Origin of the sequence: Dialister hominis, assembly GCF_007164725.1 — a bacterium.
Classification (GTDB): domain Bacteria; phylum Bacillota; class Negativicutes; order Veillonellales; family Dialisteraceae; genus Dialister; species Dialister hominis.
Genome location: NZ_AP019697.1, coordinates 1,451,786 through 1,469,001, shown reverse-complemented (window position 1 = coordinate 1,469,001; position 17,216 = coordinate 1,451,786). Strand labels below are relative to the sequence as shown.

Below are 17,216 nucleotides of genomic sequence, written 5' to 3'. Positions count from 1 at the left end.
CATTGACTTTCCATGTATAATAATGGAAGCGCAAATTTATTTTGCAAATTCTTTTTTGTATAAGGAGAAGAAAGAAATGGCAAAAGCACATTACGAAAGAACCAAGCCGCATGTTAACATTGGTACCATTGGCCACGTCGATCACGGCAAAACAACCCTGACCGCCGCTATCACCAAAGTTCTGGCTGAAGAAGGCAAAGCAAACTTCCTCGACTATGCTTCCATCGATAAAGCACCGGAAGAAAGAGCTCGTGGTATTACAATCAACACCTCCACCGTTGAATACGAAACCGAAACCCGCCACTACGCACACGTAGACTGCCCAGGGCACGCTGACTATGTCAAGAACATGATCACCGGCGCAGCTCAGATGGACGGCGCTATCCTCGTAGTATCCGCAGCTGACGGCCCGATGCCGCAGACCCGCGAACACATTCTGCTCGCTAAGCAGGTAGGCGTACCGGCTATCGTTGTATTCCTGAACAAAGCTGACCAGGTAGACGATCCGGAACTGATCGACCTCGTAGAAATGGAAATCAGAGACCTCCTCTCTTCCTATGACTATCCAGGCGATGAAGTGCCGATTATCGTTGGCTCCGCTCTCGGCGCTCTGAACGGCAACCCGGAAGATGAACAGAAGATCCGTGACCTGATGAAGGCTGTTGACGAATACATCCCGACTCCGGAACGTGACACTGATAAACCATTCCTGATGCCAGTCGAAGACGTATTCACCATCACCGGCCGTGGCACAGTTGCTACAGGCAGAGTTGAACGTGGTACCGTCAAAGTCGGCGACCCGGCTGAAATCGTCGGCCTGCAGGAAAAACCGACCGAAACCGTCGTAACCGGCGTTGAAATGTTCAGAAAGACCCTCGACCAGGCTATGGCAGGCGACAACATCGGCGCTCTGCTCCGTGGTATTGATCGTAAAGACATCGAAAGAGGCCAGGTCCTCTCCAAACCAGGTAGCGTTCATCCGCACACAGAATTCACCGCTCAGGTATACGTTCTGACCAAAGATGAAGGCGGCCGTCATACACCGTTCTTCAACGGCTATCGTCCACAGTTCTTCTTCAGAACCACCGACGTAACCGGCGACATCACCCTTCCGGAAGGCACCGAAATGTGCATGCCAGGCGATAACGTAGAAATGAGCGTTAAGCTCATCACCCCGATCGCTATGGAAGAAGGCCAGCGTTTCGCTATCCGCGAAGGCGGCCGTACCGTTGGCGCAGGCGTTGTAGCTAAGATCGCAAAATAATCTCTTTTTTGAGACTATTTGAAATCTGAAATAAAAGACCGTGAAAAGTGAGCAATCACTCTTCACGGTCTTTTTGCGTGCGGAAACATTGATGCGTCTCTGCACAATACTTGCCTTCCCAGACGGGGAAGGTGCCTATATAAGTTCAAAACAAAATCATCGATTTTTTCATTTCACATCGCAAGCTGCCCCCAACGGAGGGAAGTGCCCGGAGGGCAAAAGGGGTGCAGTTTCTAAAAAGGCCGGGCAGATAGGGTTGATTGCCTCGAGCGAAGCGAGTTGTATAGTATATTCTCGAACGAAGTGAGGTTTAAGGGGGTTAACCTTGCCCTTCAGGGAAGGTGTCGGCGCAGCCGACGGATGAGTTGTAGTTCTTACAGCCGCAGGCTGGTTTTAAGGTTTTGATTCTTCCCACAGCTCTGCTGGTCATATGGTTTTCATTTGTATTGCTCTTGCTGCGGTTGTATGGTTTTGATCTTCCTCAAGGCGTTAGCCTTGGTTTAAGGGTGTCAGAGCTCGCCCCGTAGGGGGAGCTGGCGCGCATGCGCCTGAGGAGGTTCATCTCCTTCAGCCGTAGGCTGGTTGTAAGGTTTTCTCTTGCGTGAAGTGAGATTGTATAGTCCCAACCTCCTCCCCAAAATCCATCTTGTCATTTCCATCTGCAGTATCTCTTTCATATTTATATCCTCACTTAAGAAAGAAATGCTCAAATCAAATTTCTTCCTGCTGCGCAAAAAACAGAGCAGCAGAAAAGAAAATGGTAATATCTCCAGGAAAAATGATTTCAAAATGAAACTTTCGCATCAAAATTTCAAAAAATTTCCAGTGAAAATATCCCTTTATAATAATGAAAAAATAAAAGAGAAAGGAAATAAGAGGGAAATGAAAGAGCCGGCCTGCGCAGAGGACGCATGATTTTCTCCGGTATTTTCTTGCTTTTTCAGATTCGTACTCTTTTGTAAAAAAGACGATAAAAATCAAAAATAAAGAATTGTACTTTGTGAGGGGATGTGTTACAATAGTTTCGCTGGGATGGCCCGGCTTTTTTAAGTGCAGTATTGACTTACGTGAAAAGCGTGTGATATACTGTTTAAGCATGTTAATTGGCCGTGGGCCGAGAAAGATTGAGTGAGGTGTAAATAATGCGTGAAGGAATTACTCTTGCATGCACAGAATGCAAGCGCCGCAATTATCGTACGAACAAGAACAAGAAGAATACGACTGAACGTATCGAAATGATGAAGTACTGCAAATGGTGCCACAAACACACTCTTCATAAGGAAACGAAATAATTATTTCTTTCATTAGAACTGGGGTGTGAGTATGGCCAAGGCGAAGCGTCAAACATCGGCAGCGAAAGCACAGGAAGCCAATCAGTCCTGGACAAGGTTTTTCAAAGAAACCAAGATGGAAATGAAGAAGGTCATCTGGCCGACTAGAAAACAGATGATTCAGTATACCGTTGCCGTCATTGTGTCCGTGGTATTGGTATCCATTATGATCGTTGCAGTAGACTTCGTATTCATGGGCCTCTCCAAGTTATTAGTCAACGCTGTGGGCTGAAAGGAGAGAGACTATGCCGGATATCGAAGCTGAAGACAAGAATATTTCAAAAGAAGAACAACCGGAAGTCAGCGCGCCGACTGAAATCGGCAAACCTTCCGAAGGCTCCCAGAAAGACATCCGCTGGTATGTAATTCATACATACTCCGGATACGAGAATAAGGTCAAGGATACGCTGACCAGAAAAGTTCATTCCATGGGAATGGATGACACAATCCTTCAGATCCTTCTGCCGCTTCAGGATGAAGAGGAAGAAAAGAATGGAGAGGTAAAGACTGTATCCCGCAAGGTTTTCCCTGGCTATCTTCTGATCCAGATGGAAGTCAATGACAGAAGCTGGTATGTCGTAAGAAACACGCCTGGTGTTACAGGTTTTGTCGGAACAACTACGAAGCCGATTCCGCTCTCTGATGAAGAAGCAGAACGCATCATTAATGGCAACGGACAGAAGGCTCAGCCAACGACTGACGTCAAGACAGGGGACCGCATCCGTATCACCAAGGGACCTTTTGAAGATCGTACCGCAGTAGTGCTGCAAGTATCCGATGACAAGAGCAAAGTCAAAGCGGATATCAGCAACTTTGGCACGACGACTACTATCGAGCTCGAAGCGGGTTCATTCGATCTGCTTTGATCATAAGTTTGTGAGACTGTCTTGAACTAGGCTCGTCTCACAGTGGGAGGGCCCGTTACAGCCCGTAAGTACCACATTCCTAAAAGGATAAGGAGGTGTAACACATGGCAAAGAAAATTTCTAAAATTGTAAAACTGCAGGTACCGGCAGGTAAAGCTACCCCGGCTCCGCCAGTAGGCCCGGCCCTCGGCCAGGCAGGCGTTAACATCATGGCTTTCGTTAAAGACTTTAACGATCGTACTGCTAAGCAGGCAGGCCTGATTATCCCTGTAGAAATTACAGTATTTGAAGATAGAAGCTTTACATTCATTTGTAAGACTCCTCCGGCAGCAGTTCTTCTGAAGAAGGCAGCTGGTCTGGAAAAGGCTTCTGGTGAACCGAACAAGAAGAAAGTTGGCAAGGTCACCAAAGCTCAGGTTAAGGAAATCGCTGAAACAAAGATGCCTGACCTGAACGCAAATACAGTAGAAGCAGCAATGCGCCTTGTAGAAGGCACAGCCCGTTCTATGGGCATCGAAGTTGTAGACTAAGACTGACCCGTTAGTGGCAGGGGAAATCCCTTATGACCACAAAGGAGGAAACAATGGCAAAACTGACAAAGAAACAGAAAGCCGCAGCAGCCATCGTTGACAGTCATAAACTCTATGACATCGACGAAGCTGTGAAGCTTATAAAAGAAGCAGCATCCGCAAAATTCGACGAAACCGTTGAAGCTGCTTTCAACCTGAATATCAACCCGAAATATGCTGACCAGCAGCTCCGCGGCGCTACCGTACTTCCGGCAGGCACCGGCAAAACAAAGAAAGTCCTCGTGTTCGCAAAAGACCACAAGGAAGACGAAGCTAAGGCAGCAGGCGCAGACTATGTTGGCGGAAAAGAACTCGCTGACAAGATCCTGCAGGGATGGATGGACTTTGATGTCGTAGTAGCTACACCGGACATGATGGCTGTTGTTGGCCGTCTGGGCCGTGTACTCGGACCGAAAGGCCTCATGCCAAACCCGAAGGTTGGCACCGTAACCATGGACGTTACAAAAGCTGTCAACGAAATCAAAGGCGGCAAGGTACAGTATCGTACCGATAAAGCCGGCAACGTACAGGTTATCATCGGCAAGGTATCCTTCGACGAAGATAAACTGAAACAGAACCTGCTCGCTATTTTCAATACCATTCAGAAGGCTCGTCCAGCTTCTGTAAAAGGTAACTACATGAAGAGCCTGACCATCAGCTCCACCATGGGCCCGGGAATCCACCTGGACATCCAGGCTGTAGCTGCACCGAAAGCTCAATAAGTCTATTTACACTTAGCTTAAGACCGGCGGTAATTAATTTTTAATGGGCATATGCCCGCCTCCCGAGGCTGAGTACTGGAAACACCGGTACACGACCTCGCAGGCTTGCGGGGTCGTTTTAGCTAACGTGATAAATAATAAAAACACACTAGCAGAGGAGGTGTACTATGAGCGAAGAAAAGTATGAAGTTAACGTTCGTCCTGAAAAGGTTACCGTCGTTGAAGAAATGAAGGAAAAACTTGGTTACCAGGGCGTCGTACTTGTAACATTCAACAGACTCGACGTTAAGAACGCGACGCTGCTGCGCCGTAAGTTCCTGGCACACGGTGTTGAATACAAGGTCATTAAAAACACACTGACCCGCATCGCAGCTAACGATCTTGGAATCACAGGTCTCGATGATCTGCTTCAGGGCACGAACGGTCTTGCAGTTTGCAAGGACGATCCGGTAGCACCGGCAGCAGCACTGAAAGAATTCCTGGCTGAAACCAAGAGCGAAGCAGTCGTTGTAAAAGCTGGCCTTCTCGATGGCAAAGTCATCGATGCAAAAGGCGTTCAGGCTCTGGCAGATCTACCATCCAGAGAACAGCTGCTGGGTATGGTTGCAGCAACACTCCAGGCTCCTATCGCAGGACTGGCACGTGCACTCAACGCAAATATCCAGAAATTCGCATATGCTATCGAAGCAGTGCGTAAACAGAAAGAATCTGCGTAAGATCTACGCATAAATAAAACATTCCATGGAGGAAATTAAAATGACAAACGAAGAAATCCTTAACGCCATTAGCGAAATGTCCGTACTCGAACTTTCCGAACTCGTAAAAGCAATCGAAGACAAATTCGGTGTTTCCGCAGCAGCACCGGTAGCAGTTGCAGCAGCAGCTCCGGCAGCAGCAGCAGCTGAAGAAGAAAAGACTGAATTCGACGTAATCCTGAAGGATGTCGGCGCTCAGAAGATCCAGGTTATCAAAGCAGTTCGTGAAATCACCGGACTCGGCCTGAAAGACGCTAAAGCTATCGTAGACGGCGCTCCGAAGGAAGTTAAGACTGGCGTAGCTAAAGCTGAAGCTGAAGAAATGAAGAAGAAGCTCGAAGAAGCTGGCGCAACAGTAGAAATGAAATAATTGTCTCTGACAATTACTTTATAGGGGAAGGCGGACTCTATCGGAGTTCGCCTTTTCTTGTTTCATGAAGGGAAGAAGGTGCTCGCCTCCTGTCAAAGATGGCATTTTCCATGCAAGGCAGGTCACAAGTCCTTTATGGTATAATAAATAAAATGTTTGTCTTTGTTTGACAGGAGGAAATATGAACGCATTTACCGCACTCGGCGTGAGTGCTGCTTTAACAGATATCATGAAACTGCAGGGGATCGTGAAGCCGACCCCGATCCAGGAGGCTTCCATTCCTTCCATTTTCAAGGGGAAGGATGTCATCGGCCGTTCCCAGACAGGTACGGGCAAGACGCTTGCCTACCTGCTGCCTGTAATCCAGAGAGTGGATACAGAAAAGAATACGACGCAGGTCCTCATCATGACGCCGACGAGAGAACTCTCCAGACAGATTTTTGATGTGCTGCGCCCCTTTGCCATCAAGCTCGATATCGACGCTGCTGACATCATCGGCGGACGCACGATCGAAAACCAGCTGCGCAAGCTGAAACGCGATCCGGCTGTCATTATCGGCACTCCTGGCCGTCTTCTCGACCATATCAGAAGAAGAAGCCTCGATCTGTCCAATGTAAAGACAGTCATCCTTGATGAAGCAGATCAGATGCTTGCCAATGGATTCAGGGAAGATATCGAAGCGCTTGTTGATGAAACACCGAAGAAGCGTCAGGTCCTCCTTTTCTCTGCAACGATGCCTGATGACGCAAAGCGCCTCGCAAGGAAGTACATGAACCAGCCCGTCTACATCGACGTTGCGGAGAAGGCAGCGGCATCCACCGTCGACCAGAGAGTCTATGAAACGACGAAACCGCACAAGTTCAAACTGCTCCTGAAGCATCTGAATGAAATGAACTTGTACATGGCAGTCGTCTTCTGCAACACGCGCGAAGGCGCGCATGAGCTCGCTGAGAAGCTGCAGGAAGAAACGAATTTCGTCGTCGATGAAATCCATGGCGACATGAGCCAGAGCCAGAGGAACCAGGTTATCCGCGAATTTGAAAAGGCAAAGATCCAGGTCCTTGTCGCTTCAGATATTGCGGCACGCGGTCTTGATGTCGAAGGCGTCACGCACGTATTCAATTATGATATCCCGAGAAATCTGGAATACTACGTCCACAGAATCGGACGTACGGGAAGAGCCGGCACATCCGGCATCGCTATTACCTATGCCACTCCGGAAGACGGACTTCTTTTGAGGAAACTTGAAAAGTCCATTTCCGAAACAATCACCCGTTATGACGAGAAGGGCAATGTCCGTCGCGTCAGACAGGGAAAACCTGCCAAGAAGGTCGTCATTCCCGGCATGTACAAGCCTACAAAGAGCAAGGAGCACAAAGCTCTCGGCCATAAGGGCAAGAACATGCGCCAGAAGAGAAAGGACAAGCCTGCGCAGAAGGGCACAAGGGGAAGAAAGAAAAAGTAAATACTCCAATGAAGGAGGATGCATCCGGCAGGTGCCGCTGCACCCTCCTTTCGTTTGATCTTTTTCAGGCTTTCCCATTAGTGATACAATAATACCATTGAGGTGATAGTATGTTTAAAGATAAAAAATTCTGGCTGCAGCCTTTGTGGATGGCAGCACTGACTGTCCCGTGGGGAATCGGCGGCTTCATTGCTCATACCGGATTTTCCCTGTCGGCAGGCCTTGGCGCTTACTGGCTTCTGGGACTGGTTCTTCCTTTCTTCTTCTTTGTCATCCAGAATAAAGGCTATGGCGCAGAAGTGGGTCCCGCGAGAGGCATCATCCATCTTCCTGTGTGGATCTCTCTTGTCATCGTGCAGGTGGTTGTATTCTGGAACTATCTGACGAAAGCAGACATTGCATGGAAAACGAATCCGATCCCGACCGGCATCGGTGTATTTCTAGTACTGCTCTTCTTTGCTTTCATCACGGTTCCAATCGATTATATGCTGGCAGCCCTGTACCACTCCCTGAAAGAAAAAGGGGGAATCAAGTACCGCTGGCTTGCTTCCGCTTTCTTTACAGGGCTTATTCCGGGGACGCTCCTTATTTCCATGGTCGTTCTCTTTGCCATAGGGGAAACGCGTCTCGATCCTTTTACCGGCATGCTTTTCCTGATGGAAGTCATGACGATTTCCTTCTGGATGAAGATAGCGCTTGCCATGATGACATTTGGCATCTATCTTTTTACGCAGTTTGACGGATCGAAGGGGAGGAGAGCCGTGCAGACGATCTTCACCGCTGTATTCTGGCTGATGCTTGCCTTCATCCCGTTCATCATTTCGACGCATCTTCCGTCGACCGGTTCCTGGAGAGCGTATGGCGATCCGTCTTATCTTTCCATTTTCCCGTACCTTTCCGACCTCTGGCTGACCGGATTTTCCATTTGGGGAGCAGACAAGCTCACAAACTGGATTTTCAAGGAATAAAGTTTTACGGCGCCCACGCGGCGCCGTTTTTCTTTTGTCATGAGTCCGTTTCTGTAATTTAAGACCTGTAGTCATAGAAAATTTCTTTTAGGCCGAAAGGTTGACAACAGGTTCTGTCTCACTATAATAACTAATGGCGGATAAAGAGGCTTTACGAATGATTTGCAAGGCTGGTATCACGTAGTGAACTGGACAGTAAAGCTGGTATATCCCCTAAATTTATACGGCTTATATCTGAGTAGGAGTAAGAACGGAGGAAAATTCAATATGGAAAAAATCAGTCAGCCGCCACAGGAGTACCGCTCTCTCATGAGCGTCAGAGAACTCACGATCTCAGGGCTTTTAGCCGGGATCACCATTTTCCTGGGAATCACGGGGTACGGGTTCATCCCGCTGATCGTCATGAATGCGACGATCCTTCACATTCCCACTATCATCGGAACGATTGTAGCCGGACCAAAGGTCGGTGTCGTCGTCGGAGTCCTGTTCGGGCTGTTTTCTTTTGTGCAGACGCTTCGTGCGCCAAGCCTTCTGATGCAGTTCGCCCTGCAGTACAGTGTGCTCTATGACGCATTCATCTGCATTGTGCCGCGTATCTGCATCGCGCTCGTTGTATGGGCACTTTACCGCCGTCTTCCCTGCGGAACGGCGCTCCGCACCGGCATTGCAGCTGTTGCAGGTTCCCTGACGAATACGATCCTCTTCCTCGGATCCTTCTTCCTCCTGGTCGGCGCTCCTTATGCAGCAGCCAGAGGAATTTCCGTCGAAGCAGTCGGCGCTATGATTCTTGGCATTGTTGGCATGAACGGTGTTCCGGAAGCACTCGTATCCGGCATCATCGTCGTACCGATTGTCATGACACTCAAGAAATCCGGATGGAAATTGAAGTAATTAAAAAGAGAGCTGTGACAAAATGTGCAATCATTTTGCCACAGCTCCTTTTTCTATTGGAATATGCCATCAGAGGGTTATCTAACAAATGTATTTATCGACTCTATCTGAAAACCTCAAAACCTCGCTTTGCTCGATAACTACTGTATCCGTCAGCTACGCTGACACCTTTGGTATGATTCAACAAGAAAGACAGAATAATATCATAAATATATTAGGAGGTCATTCTTATGCCATGTAAAACCAAAGCGTCCCCGGAGGAAATGTTAGACCAGATTGCTTCATATCTCTATCAGGGTGTTACGATTACCCAGGCAGCTGAAAATCTTCATATGAGCCGCATAACATTCAGAAAATGGGTTCTCCGGTATAAAGAGGAGGGCTTTAAGGGATTGCGGCCCAGGCAGCATTTGTCTTACTACTCCAATCAGATGAAGATCCAAGCCGTAAAGGAATATCTTAAAGGCGGCGTTTCCATGCTTTCCGTCTGTGCCAAATACAGAATTTCCGGCACTCTCTCCCTTAAAACATGGATTGAGGCGTATAATGAGCATAAGTTGACAGACCTCGTTTCTGAAGGAGGAGATCTTATGGGCAAACGCCAGCAATCGGTCAAGGAAGAGCGAGTCAGAATCGTTCAGGAGTGCATCGCCAGTGGATGCGATTACAACAAGATAGCCAAGAAGTACAACATGTCCTACCAAACACTCTACACATGGGTAAAAAAGTTCAAGGAGATGGGAGAAGTTGGTCTTGAGGATTACAGAGGAAAGCCAATCAGGCTCCAAACGCCCCGGACCGAAGAAGAACGGCTGCGTCAGGAGAATGCCAGACTTCTTGAAGAGAAGAAGGATCTTATAGCAGAGATTGCCCTGCTAAAAAAAAGATGGAGATAGAGGAAAGGTTGCGTTCCTCGAAGGATTCAGCCTTACTCACCTTCTCAGAGATTTTAAAGCCATAAAAGAAGTCCATGAAGAAACCAACATCTCCATAGAAAGTCTCTGCCGACTCTCAAAGGTCTCCAGGGCAGCTTATTACGGCTGGCTGAATCATATTAAGAGCGGCCGTGAACTGCTGAGAGAAAAGGTCGCACAGGAGGTCGTGAAAATCCATCAGGAATATCCGGATATGGGATACCGCCGGATGAACGATTGGATCAAGAAGTATAGCGAGAGCCACCTTATGGTAAGTGACAGTCTGGTTCTTCGTGTCAGGCGGATACTTAATATTAAGTCCGTGATCAAATACAAGACCGATGGCTGCACTCGTAACGCAAAGGATCCAAAGTACATTTTTGAAAACCTGCTGAACCGTGATTTCGATGCAGGCGTATCCAATGCAAGATGGATGACGGATGTCACCGAATTCAAATACACAACGGCTGATGAAGTTTTGCATAAGTTATATTTAAGCGCCATTATTGATGGCCATGACCGTCGGATTGTCTCTTATGTCATCGGCGACAGAAACAATACTGCACTGGCTTTTGAGACAATGGAAAAGGCACTTAAAGAGAATCCAGGAGCACATCCAATGATTCATACTGACCGCGGATTCCAGTATACAAGCAACGGATTCCATAAGATCGTTGAAAAAGCAGGACTGGTTCACAGCATGTCCCGCGTAGGCTGCTGTGCAGACAACGGTCTGATGGAAGGGTTCTGGGGAATGCTGAAGCGCGAACGTTACTACACACGTAAATTCACCAGCCGCAAAGCAGTGGTAAGCATGATCAACGGCTACATCTACTTCTACAACAACAAACGCATTCAGCGCAAATTACATCTTTTAGCCCCAATGGAAGTATTCAACGCAGCTCCAATGGCTGCATGATTAAGATTAAGGTACGGTTAGATTTTTTATGATATTTATTTGTCTGTATTAACAAATCCGCACCAACTTCTCCTTTCGGAGCAAGGTTAACACCCTTAAACCTCGCTTCGCTCGAGAAAAGGAAAAGCAGCGTTTTAACGGATTTTGTCACAGCTCCTTTTTTTATGGGAGGGATTATGGAAATATGGATAGACGGGGACGGATGCCCGGTCGTGCGTGAAACGGAAAGGGCGGCCAGAAAATTCAAGATCCCCGTGACGATCATCTGCGACACGAGTCACCGGATTGAATCGGATTACAGCCGGGTGAAGACGGTGGACAAGGGTGCCGACTCTGCTGATTTCGTCCTGACGAATCTTCTGAAGGAAGGAGATATCGTTGTGACGCAGGACTACGGCGCAGCGGCCATGGCTCTTGCCAGGAAGGCATATGCTTTTCATCAGGACGGCTGGCAGTACACGGAAAACAACATAGACGGGCTCCTTATGAAGCGCCATCTGGCCAAGAAGGCTATGAGAAGCGGCAAGCATCATTTGAAAGGGCCTCCGGCAAGGAGCAGGGAGGCAGGGAAAATCTTCCAGGAAAAACTGGAAGCCTTTCTTCAGAGCAAAATAAAAGGGGATGTGACAAAATTCATCCCAACAAAAAGGGCTCTGCCCCGGATCATTTGGTCCGGGGCAGAGCCTTTCGTGTTATAATTTTTTACAATGAAAAATAACAACACTAGCAATCATTTTACCGCAGAACAAGGCATTTTGCCAATGTTTCCCTCTGAGATTCTCAATGTCGATGATCCTGTTTTAATGTATGACAGATTTATGGAGGAAATCGATCTTAAAAAGTACCTTCGTTACATACCGACGCGTGGCGCTGGCAGACCCAGGTATAATCCCGTCAACATGCTGAAAACGATCATCTATGGTTTCGCAGAAGAAGGATATTGCTCTTTTAGAAAACTTGAAGATAATTGCAGGGTTAATATCAGATATATGTACCTGATGAATTATGAAGCCCCATCCTATCGGACATTCTGTCATTTCGTGAAGGGCTTTCTTAAGTATTCTCTCAAGGATATCTTTTATTCAATTACGAAAGAACTCTGCGGCAAACTCAACGTGGATTTGCAGCATATATATATTGACGGTTCCAAGTTTGAAGCGAACGCAAATAAATACAGCTGGGTATGGAAGAAATCCGCTGAAAAATCCCGCTACAAGCTTTTTGCCAAGATTACCAGCCTTTTTGAGTTACTCAATGATGATCTTAAGTATGACCATATGAGTGTAAACATCAATACAGAATACGCTCCGGACTATCTGCGTCTGGTATTGGATAAATTAAAAGAAATCTGGCAGATTGATGAGACGGCCTTTGTTCATGGAAGCGGGCATCGCAAGTCCGATCATCAACGCAAGTATGAGCAGCTTAAGGCATATACATCAAAACTTGAAGAATATGTTGAGAAGATACAGATATGCGGTACTTCCAGAAACAGTTATTCGAAGACCGATACGGATGCAACATTCATGCGAATCAAGTCGGACTACATGGGAAATGATCAGCTTCTGCCTGCATACAATGTCCAAATAGGTGTTGCCGATGAATTTATTGCCGTAATTGATGTTAACCAGTATCGTTCAGATATGGATTGCTTCGTACCGCTGATGGAGGAATTCCACGAAGTCTATGGGGCTTATCCTAAGTATCCTGTGGCAGATGCAGGATATGGATCTTTCAACAATTACATCTATTGCGAGCAGCACGGTATGGAAAAGTATATGAAATTCCCCATGTACAAGAAAGAAACGAAAGACAAGAAATACCATACCAATCCGTTTCGGCCAATAAACTTTAGAGTTGATGAGAATGGAACCATCCGTTGTCCAAATGACAGGGCTTTCAAATTTATCTATAGACATCTGGTCAGAGGGAACTTATACGGCAGGCAGGAGGAAGTATTTGAATGCGAAGACTGCCAAGGATGCCCGCTGGCAGAGCAATGTAAAAAGACCCCGAAGAACAAAAGAATCTCATTGAGCAGAGAACGGAATAACATGTACCAGGAGGTTCAGGATAATCTGGAAAGCATCCATGGAGCCCTGCTAAGAATGAACCGGTCAATCCAGGCTGAAGGAACTTTTGGAATCATGAAACATGACAGATGGTACAAAAGAATCGTCAGAAAAGGGATAGATTCTGTAAAAGCCGAGTTATACCTGGTAGCACTTGGCTATAATTTAAGGAAATACATCACAAAAATAATGCGTATAAGGATTGCCGCCTAAGACAATATAATTAAAAGTCTTATGGGGGTAAGGGGGCTTACGCGCATTTTTACGTAAAAGGCTTACAGCAGAGCTAAAAATGATGAAATAAAGACGCAAAAAAGAGGCTGCAACAAAATGATTAACCATTTTGTCACAGCCCCTTTCGTCATTGGAATTACATTTCATCTCCGCTGCGAAGTCTTTCATCGCACTTGGCAATGAGTGTCTTCACGTCAGCGCCTGCATCGCGGCACATGATGCCGATCGATGTCTTCATGTCGGAAGGCATCGGGATGTTCTGGCTCTGGAAAACGGTCAGGAGCTGCGGATACATGGTGAGGATGGTTTCCATCGGTGTATCTTCAGTCAGGAGCGGCTTCTTGTACTTGTCAGCGATGAATTCATTCATTTCGCCGATGATTTCGAAGACGTCCATGCCATGGCCCTGAGCAGCCTGCCAGAGATTTTCATCATAGGAAACGAAGCAGCCTACGCAGGACATGCCGTATTCCATGAGGAAGGGTCCCATTTCCGGATATACTTCAATGATCTGCATGATGTTGTTTTCCGGACGGACGAAATCGCCGGGCGCCAGAGGCGGAACTTCCGGGGAATCCCAGCCGCCGTTGCCGTAGAAGCTGTCGGCGGATCCGTTTCCGTCAGCGACTGCATTGCCGAGGACGGTGTCACGGAATGTTTCATAGCCGATGGAATCAATGAATTCTTCCAGGGACTGATAATTTTCGTGTTCGAGGTAGTAGGTGCATGCCTTGACCATGAGGCCCAGTGCATCTGCCGGGAACTGTGCGAAAGCGAAGAATGTCTTCTTGCCGGTGTAAATGTCCCAGCCGTCGGACATGCCTACCGCACGGAGCGGAAGAGGCGTATTGATGGTACAGGTCAGAATGCAGGACGGCCAGGTGCCGAATGCCTGCAGGCCTAGATCCTTGAGGGCGTTTTCCACGTCTTCCTTGGAAAGTCCGGAAATAATCGGGCGTGCCTTCGGATCAAGGACATATGTGCCGGCATATTTTGCGGCAACTTCCTTCATCTTGGCTTTGAGGTCCATGCGGCCTTCCTGAATGTCCGGAATGAAATCGATTTCCAGAGAGAATGTAAGGTTATCTGCTGTCATGAAAAGACTCCTTTCAATGAGCGCGAATGATATTTCAAAAAGATTCACTTTTATATTATATCAAATGAATACAAGAGTTAAAGATAAAAAGATAGAAATTTTTTGATAAAGCTCTATAAGATGGATGCGTAATGCAACAAAATATGATGGATTATCAAGGAAATCGAAGAAAATTGATATTTCACGCAAACTGCTAAAAATGATACAATAGTAATATATCGATGGATTACAGGTATGGAGGCGCATCATGAAACACTGGAAGAGAAAAATGGCGGCTGCGGCTCTGGCAGCAGTCTGCGCAACAGGCGCATTCGCAGCTCCCCTCGAAGTTGAGGCGGCTTCCGTAACAGAGAAGATTCTCTATGGAACGGCAGCTATGCTCTTTGTTTCCAATTATTATTCGCGCATGGATGATCATAATCAGCTTCAGCTTCTGGATGAATGCCAGAAGGAAACGGGCGTCTATGAGGATCCGGCGGCAGATGCACGTGTGCAGGATGTCTATCAGAGAATCCGCGACACGGGAACGCTCAAGAGGGATTATAAGATCTACGTATCCCCTCAGGAAGACATCAATGCGTTCATGAGCCTTGGCGGCGTCATGTGCGTCAATAAGGGTACACTTGATACGATGGACGATGATGAGCTGGCTTACATCATGGCTCATGAAGTTTCGCACGGCGAGCTCCGTCACAATGTAGACGGTGTCAAGAAAAGAGTCGGCCTCATTACGGCGCTCAATATTTATCTTGGCGGCGATGCTACGGTGGGCCAGGCAATCCTTGCCAATGTCGCAGGCAACTATGTAGCGAATGCTGTATTTACGAAGGATCAGGAAAAACAGGCAGATGACAGGGGCTTCGAATATACGGTGGAAGCCGGATACAATCCGGGTGCTCCTGCGGCAGCCATGCAGGTCCTGAAGGACAAGTACGGTGAAAGCTCGCCGACCGGCCTCAAAGCAGTTCTGGCACCGGGCAATCATCCGAAAACATCCAACAGAATCAATAAAAATGTAAAGCGCATGGTGAAATATTCCGGAGACCATGTTAAAGTAGATGACGGCTGGATCGTCGTCAATGGAGAAAAAGCCTTCAAGCCGGCTGCTTCGGGAAATTACACTGACCTTGAAAGGACATACCTGACAGCAGGGAAACTGGCAAAGGTTTACCATGCAGGAAATGTTCCGGATGCCGTATACCGCGGAAATACGATTTACTGCGGAAGTCTTGGTATTTATACCACGAATGGCTCTGAAAACGGCCTCGAATACACGGCAGCACTCAATAAGGGCATTTCAAAAGACCGCGGGCAGGCTGTGAAGGATGATTTCGAAATCGACGAAACCCGCCAGCAATTGGAGAAACAGAAAAAGGAAGCCGCGGAGCAGGGATCCTCTGAGGCCGAACAATAATTACGGTCCCGGTCTCCTGGCCATGCCATGAGACGGAAAGGAATTGGTTATGAAGAAACTGCTGGCATTTTTAGCGCTGGTTATTGTTTTTGTGGGAGCTGCATTTGGTGTACTGGTGGTGATGACGCCGCCTCCGCCGAAAATGGAAGTCCTCCCGCCTCCGCCTGAAACAAAAGCGGTCGCAGCGGCGCTGATTGATGGAAATACGGGAGAAATGCTGGCAAATAAGAACGGGGAACTGAAGATTTACCCGGCAAGCACGACGAAGATTCTGACCTGCATCATCGCCTTGGAAGAAGGAAAGGCAAAGCTCGACCAGAATGTCGTTGTCACGCCTCTTGCCATGGGCCAGGATGGAACGAATATCGGCGTCCGTCCGGATATGCCGATCAGCCTGCATCAGCTGCTCTACGGCATGATGCTTATTTCAGGAAATGATGCAGCTGTCGTGACGGCTGAAACCGTCGGAGGCTCCTACGGGCGTTTTGTTGAAATGATGAATGAAAAGGCAAAAGCGATCGGTGCTGTGCATTCCCACTTTGCCAATCCAAACGGACTGACCAATCCGGATCATTACACGACGGCAGAAGATATGGCTCTCATTTCTGCGTATGCCATGAAGAATCCGGATTTCCGTGATGTCGTCAAGAGAAAGACATACCCGATGACGTACAGGAACGGCATTTACCGCAATGTGGAAAACAGGAATGAATTCCTTAGCAGCGGTTATCCCGGTGCCAACGGCATCAAGACAGGCATGACCGAAGCTGCCGGAGACTGTCTTGTTGCCTCGGCAGAACGTGACGGCCGCCTTGTCATTGTGACACTCTACAATGATCCGAACCGCTGGAATGATACGAAAGCATGGCTGGATTATGGATTCCGCGCAGCCAAGGCAAGAGAGAAGTATGATGCGGAAATGGCAGCAGAACCTAAGGTATACAAGTTTGTGAACCAAGTACTGGGGAGGGAAGCTCGTGCGTAAAGAGCGCCGCATGCATAGTAAGAGGAAAAGGCCTTTTCTGAAGCGCCTTTTTCCGGACAGCGTGATGCTGAGATGCGTTTTCTGCGTTTCAGTATTCTTATGCATCGTTGTACTAGGCATCCAGAGTTATCACTTTGCTCAGCTGAAAATGCAGGAGCATGAGATACAGCAGGACATGGACCGGCTGACGGATGAAAAGGAAGAGCTCGAGCAGAAGAAGCAGGATCTGCAGGATCCCAAGAAGCTGGAGCAGAAGGCCCGCGACGAACTCGGCCTTGTAAAGCCAGGGGAAATGCCGTACGTCAAGTAGGATGTTACGCACATATTACGCAAAATATACATTAGTATATTATCATTAATAAAAGGACAGCTTCGAGGAGC

20 protein-coding genes are annotated in these 17,216 nt (G+C 47.6%); 19 read left to right on the top strand and 1 reads right to left on the bottom strand.

Annotated elements, in window-relative coordinates:
* Positions 1-76 precede the first annotated feature (76 nt).
* The 16 genes from tuf to Dia5BBH33_RS06700 all read left to right on the top strand — a co-directional run bounded on the left by tuf (position 77) and on the right by Dia5BBH33_RS06700 (position 13,319).
* Positions 77-1,264: an elongation factor Tu gene (gene tuf, locus Dia5BBH33_RS06775; protein ID WP_108850696.1), complete on the top strand. Its 1,188-nt coding sequence runs from the start codon at positions 77-79 to the stop codon at positions 1,262-1,264.
* A 597-nt stretch (positions 1,265-1,861) separates the two neighbouring features.
* Positions 1,862-2,179 carry a hypothetical protein gene (locus tag Dia5BBH33_RS06770; RefSeq protein ID WP_143332623.1) on the top strand — a complete coding sequence of 106 codons (318 nt, stop codon included), beginning with the start codon at positions 1,862-1,864 and terminating at the stop codon, positions 2,177-2,179.
* 227 nt (positions 2,180-2,406) lie between these two features.
* Positions 2,407-2,556, top strand: coding sequence for a 50S ribosomal protein L33 (gene rpmG / locus Dia5BBH33_RS06765; protein ID WP_008860352.1), 150 nt, complete (start codon positions 2,407-2,409; stop codon positions 2,554-2,556).
* 31 nt (positions 2,557-2,587) lie between these two features.
* Positions 2,588-2,827, top strand: a complete 240-nt coding sequence (gene secE / locus Dia5BBH33_RS06760) for a preprotein translocase subunit SecE (protein ID WP_022381725.1) — start codon at positions 2,588-2,590, stop codon at positions 2,825-2,827.
* Positions 2,828-2,840: 13 nt separating this feature from the next.
* Entirely contained in the window at positions 2,841-3,461 is a 621-nt protein-coding gene (nusG, locus tag Dia5BBH33_RS06755) for a transcription termination/antitermination protein NusG (protein ID WP_108850784.1), read from the top strand.
* Between the two features lie 104 nt (positions 3,462-3,565).
* Complete coding sequence (gene rplK, locus Dia5BBH33_RS06750; RefSeq protein ID WP_022381723.1) at positions 3,566-3,991, top strand: 50S ribosomal protein L11; 426 nt, start codon at positions 3,566-3,568, stop codon at positions 3,989-3,991.
* A gap of 53 nt (positions 3,992-4,044) precedes the next feature.
* On the top strand, positions 4,045-4,752 hold the full coding sequence (gene rplA, locus Dia5BBH33_RS06745; RefSeq protein ID WP_022381722.1) for a 50S ribosomal protein L1: 708 nt from the start codon (positions 4,045-4,047) through the stop codon (positions 4,750-4,752).
* 167 nt (positions 4,753-4,919) lie between these two features.
* On the top strand, positions 4,920-5,468 hold the full coding sequence (gene rplJ / locus Dia5BBH33_RS06740) for a 50S ribosomal protein L10 (RefSeq protein ID WP_108850785.1): 549 nt from the start codon (positions 4,920-4,922) through the stop codon (positions 5,466-5,468).
* 40 nt (positions 5,469-5,508) lie between these two features.
* Positions 5,509-5,877 (top strand): 50S ribosomal protein L7/L12, encoded by a 369-nt coding sequence (gene rplL / locus Dia5BBH33_RS06735; RefSeq protein ID WP_108850786.1) that lies wholly within the window; start codon positions 5,509-5,511, stop codon positions 5,875-5,877.
* Positions 5,878-6,058: 181 nt separating this feature from the next.
* Complete coding sequence (locus Dia5BBH33_RS06730) at positions 6,059-7,342, top strand: DEAD/DEAH box helicase (RefSeq protein ID WP_108850787.1); 1,284 nt, start codon at positions 6,059-6,061, stop codon at positions 7,340-7,342.
* A gap of 110 nt (positions 7,343-7,452) precedes the next feature.
* Positions 7,453-8,310 carry a hypothetical protein gene (locus tag Dia5BBH33_RS06725; protein ID WP_108850788.1) on the top strand — a complete coding sequence of 286 codons (858 nt, stop codon included), beginning with the start codon at positions 7,453-7,455 and terminating at the stop codon, positions 8,308-8,310.
* 267 nt (positions 8,311-8,577) lie between these two features.
* Entirely contained in the window at positions 8,578-9,201 is a 624-nt protein-coding gene (locus Dia5BBH33_RS06720; protein WP_108850789.1) for an ECF transporter S component, read from the top strand.
* Positions 9,202-9,464: 263 nt separating this feature from the next.
* Complete coding sequence (locus Dia5BBH33_RS06715) at positions 9,465-10,097, top strand: helix-turn-helix domain-containing protein (protein ID WP_108850088.1); 633 nt, start codon at positions 9,465-9,467, stop codon at positions 10,095-10,097.
* Between the two features lie 61 nt (positions 10,098-10,158).
* The gene (locus Dia5BBH33_RS06710; protein ID WP_143332621.1) at positions 10,159-11,034 is read left to right on the top strand and encodes an IS3 family transposase; all 876 of its coding nucleotides are present in this window, start codon (positions 10,159-10,161) and stop codon (positions 11,032-11,034) included.
* A gap of 176 nt (positions 11,035-11,210) precedes the next feature.
* The gene (locus Dia5BBH33_RS06705; protein ID WP_143332620.1) at positions 11,211-11,732 is read left to right on the top strand and encodes a YaiI/YqxD family protein; all 522 of its coding nucleotides are present in this window, start codon (positions 11,211-11,213) and stop codon (positions 11,730-11,732) included.
* Positions 11,733-11,741: 9 nt separating this feature from the next.
* On the top strand, positions 11,742-13,319 hold the full coding sequence (locus tag Dia5BBH33_RS06700) for an IS1182 family transposase (protein ID WP_143332102.1): 1,578 nt from the start codon (positions 11,742-11,744) through the stop codon (positions 13,317-13,319).
* Between the two features lie 157 nt (positions 13,320-13,476).
* Here the strand turns inward: Dia5BBH33_RS06700 and Dia5BBH33_RS06695 are convergent, their stop codons facing one another.
* Complete coding sequence (locus tag Dia5BBH33_RS06695) at positions 13,477-14,436, bottom strand: DUF1858 domain-containing protein (RefSeq protein ID WP_022383023.1); 960 nt, start codon at positions 14,434-14,436, stop codon at positions 13,477-13,479.
* A gap of 247 nt (positions 14,437-14,683) precedes the next feature.
* Here Dia5BBH33_RS06695 and Dia5BBH33_RS06690 point away from each other — a divergent pair, with 247 nt between their 5' ends.
* The 3 genes from Dia5BBH33_RS06690 to Dia5BBH33_RS06680 all read left to right on the top strand — a co-directional run bounded on the left by Dia5BBH33_RS06690 (position 14,684) and on the right by Dia5BBH33_RS06680 (position 17,145).
* On the top strand, positions 14,684-15,850 hold the full coding sequence (locus tag Dia5BBH33_RS06690; RefSeq protein WP_108850791.1) for a M48 family metallopeptidase: 1,167 nt from the start codon (positions 14,684-14,686) through the stop codon (positions 15,848-15,850).
* 49 nt (positions 15,851-15,899) lie between these two features.
* A complete protein-coding gene (locus Dia5BBH33_RS06685) occupies positions 15,900-16,835 on the top strand; it encodes a D-alanyl-D-alanine carboxypeptidase family protein (protein ID WP_108850792.1) in 936 nt (311 codons plus the stop codon).
* 64 nt (positions 16,836-16,899) lie between these two features.
* Complete coding sequence (locus Dia5BBH33_RS06680; RefSeq protein WP_231939295.1) at positions 16,900-17,145, top strand: FtsB family cell division protein; 246 nt, start codon at positions 16,900-16,902, stop codon at positions 17,143-17,145.
* Positions 17,146-17,216: the final 71 nt, after the last annotated feature.

What these genes read in the sequence shown, in the direction of transcription:
- tuf (WP_108850696.1), top strand. Translation starts at nt 77, where the DNA reads ATGGCAAAAGCACATTACGAAAGAACCAAGCCGCATGTTAACATTGGT.
- rpmG (WP_008860352.1), top strand. Translation starts at nt 2,407, where the DNA reads ATGCGTGAAGGAATTACTCTTGCATGCACAGAATGCAAGCGCCGCAAT.
- secE (WP_022381725.1), top strand. Translation starts at nt 2,588, where the DNA reads ATGGCCAAGGCGAAGCGTCAAACATCGGCAGCGAAAGCACAGGAAGCC.
- nusG (WP_108850784.1), top strand. Translation starts at nt 2,841, where the DNA reads ATGCCGGATATCGAAGCTGAAGACAAGAATATTTCAAAAGAAGAACAA.
- rplK (WP_022381723.1), top strand. Translation starts at nt 3,566, where the DNA reads ATGGCAAAGAAAATTTCTAAAATTGTAAAACTGCAGGTACCGGCAGGT.
- rplA (WP_022381722.1), top strand. Translation starts at nt 4,045, where the DNA reads ATGGCAAAACTGACAAAGAAACAGAAAGCCGCAGCAGCCATCGTTGAC.
- rplJ (WP_108850785.1), top strand. Translation starts at nt 4,920, where the DNA reads ATGAGCGAAGAAAAGTATGAAGTTAACGTTCGTCCTGAAAAGGTTACC.
- rplL (WP_108850786.1), top strand. Translation starts at nt 5,509, where the DNA reads ATGACAAACGAAGAAATCCTTAACGCCATTAGCGAAATGTCCGTACTC.
- Dia5BBH33_RS06730 (WP_108850787.1), top strand. Translation starts at nt 6,059, where the DNA reads ATGAACGCATTTACCGCACTCGGCGTGAGTGCTGCTTTAACAGATATC.
- Dia5BBH33_RS06725 (WP_108850788.1), top strand. Translation starts at nt 7,453, where the DNA reads ATGTTTAAAGATAAAAAATTCTGGCTGCAGCCTTTGTGGATGGCAGCA.
- Dia5BBH33_RS06720 (WP_108850789.1), top strand. Translation starts at nt 8,578, where the DNA reads ATGGAAAAAATCAGTCAGCCGCCACAGGAGTACCGCTCTCTCATGAGC.
- Dia5BBH33_RS06715 (WP_108850088.1), top strand. Translation starts at nt 9,465, where the DNA reads ATGTTAGACCAGATTGCTTCATATCTCTATCAGGGTGTTACGATTACC.
- Dia5BBH33_RS06705 (WP_143332620.1), top strand. Translation starts at nt 11,211, where the DNA reads ATGGAAATATGGATAGACGGGGACGGATGCCCGGTCGTGCGTGAAACG.
- Dia5BBH33_RS06700 (WP_143332102.1), top strand. Translation starts at nt 11,742, where the DNA reads ATGAAAAATAACAACACTAGCAATCATTTTACCGCAGAACAAGGCATT.
- Dia5BBH33_RS06695 (WP_022383023.1), bottom strand. Translation starts at nt 14,436, where the DNA reads ATGACAGCAGATAACCTTACATTCTCTCTGGAAATCGATTTCATTCCG.
- Dia5BBH33_RS06690 (WP_108850791.1), top strand. Translation starts at nt 14,684, where the DNA reads ATGAAACACTGGAAGAGAAAAATGGCGGCTGCGGCTCTGGCAGCAGTC.
- Dia5BBH33_RS06685 (WP_108850792.1), top strand. Translation starts at nt 15,900, where the DNA reads ATGAAGAAACTGCTGGCATTTTTAGCGCTGGTTATTGTTTTTGTGGGA.
- Dia5BBH33_RS06680 (WP_231939295.1), top strand. Translation starts at nt 16,900, where the DNA reads ATGCTGAGATGCGTTTTCTGCGTTTCAGTATTCTTATGCATCGTTGTA.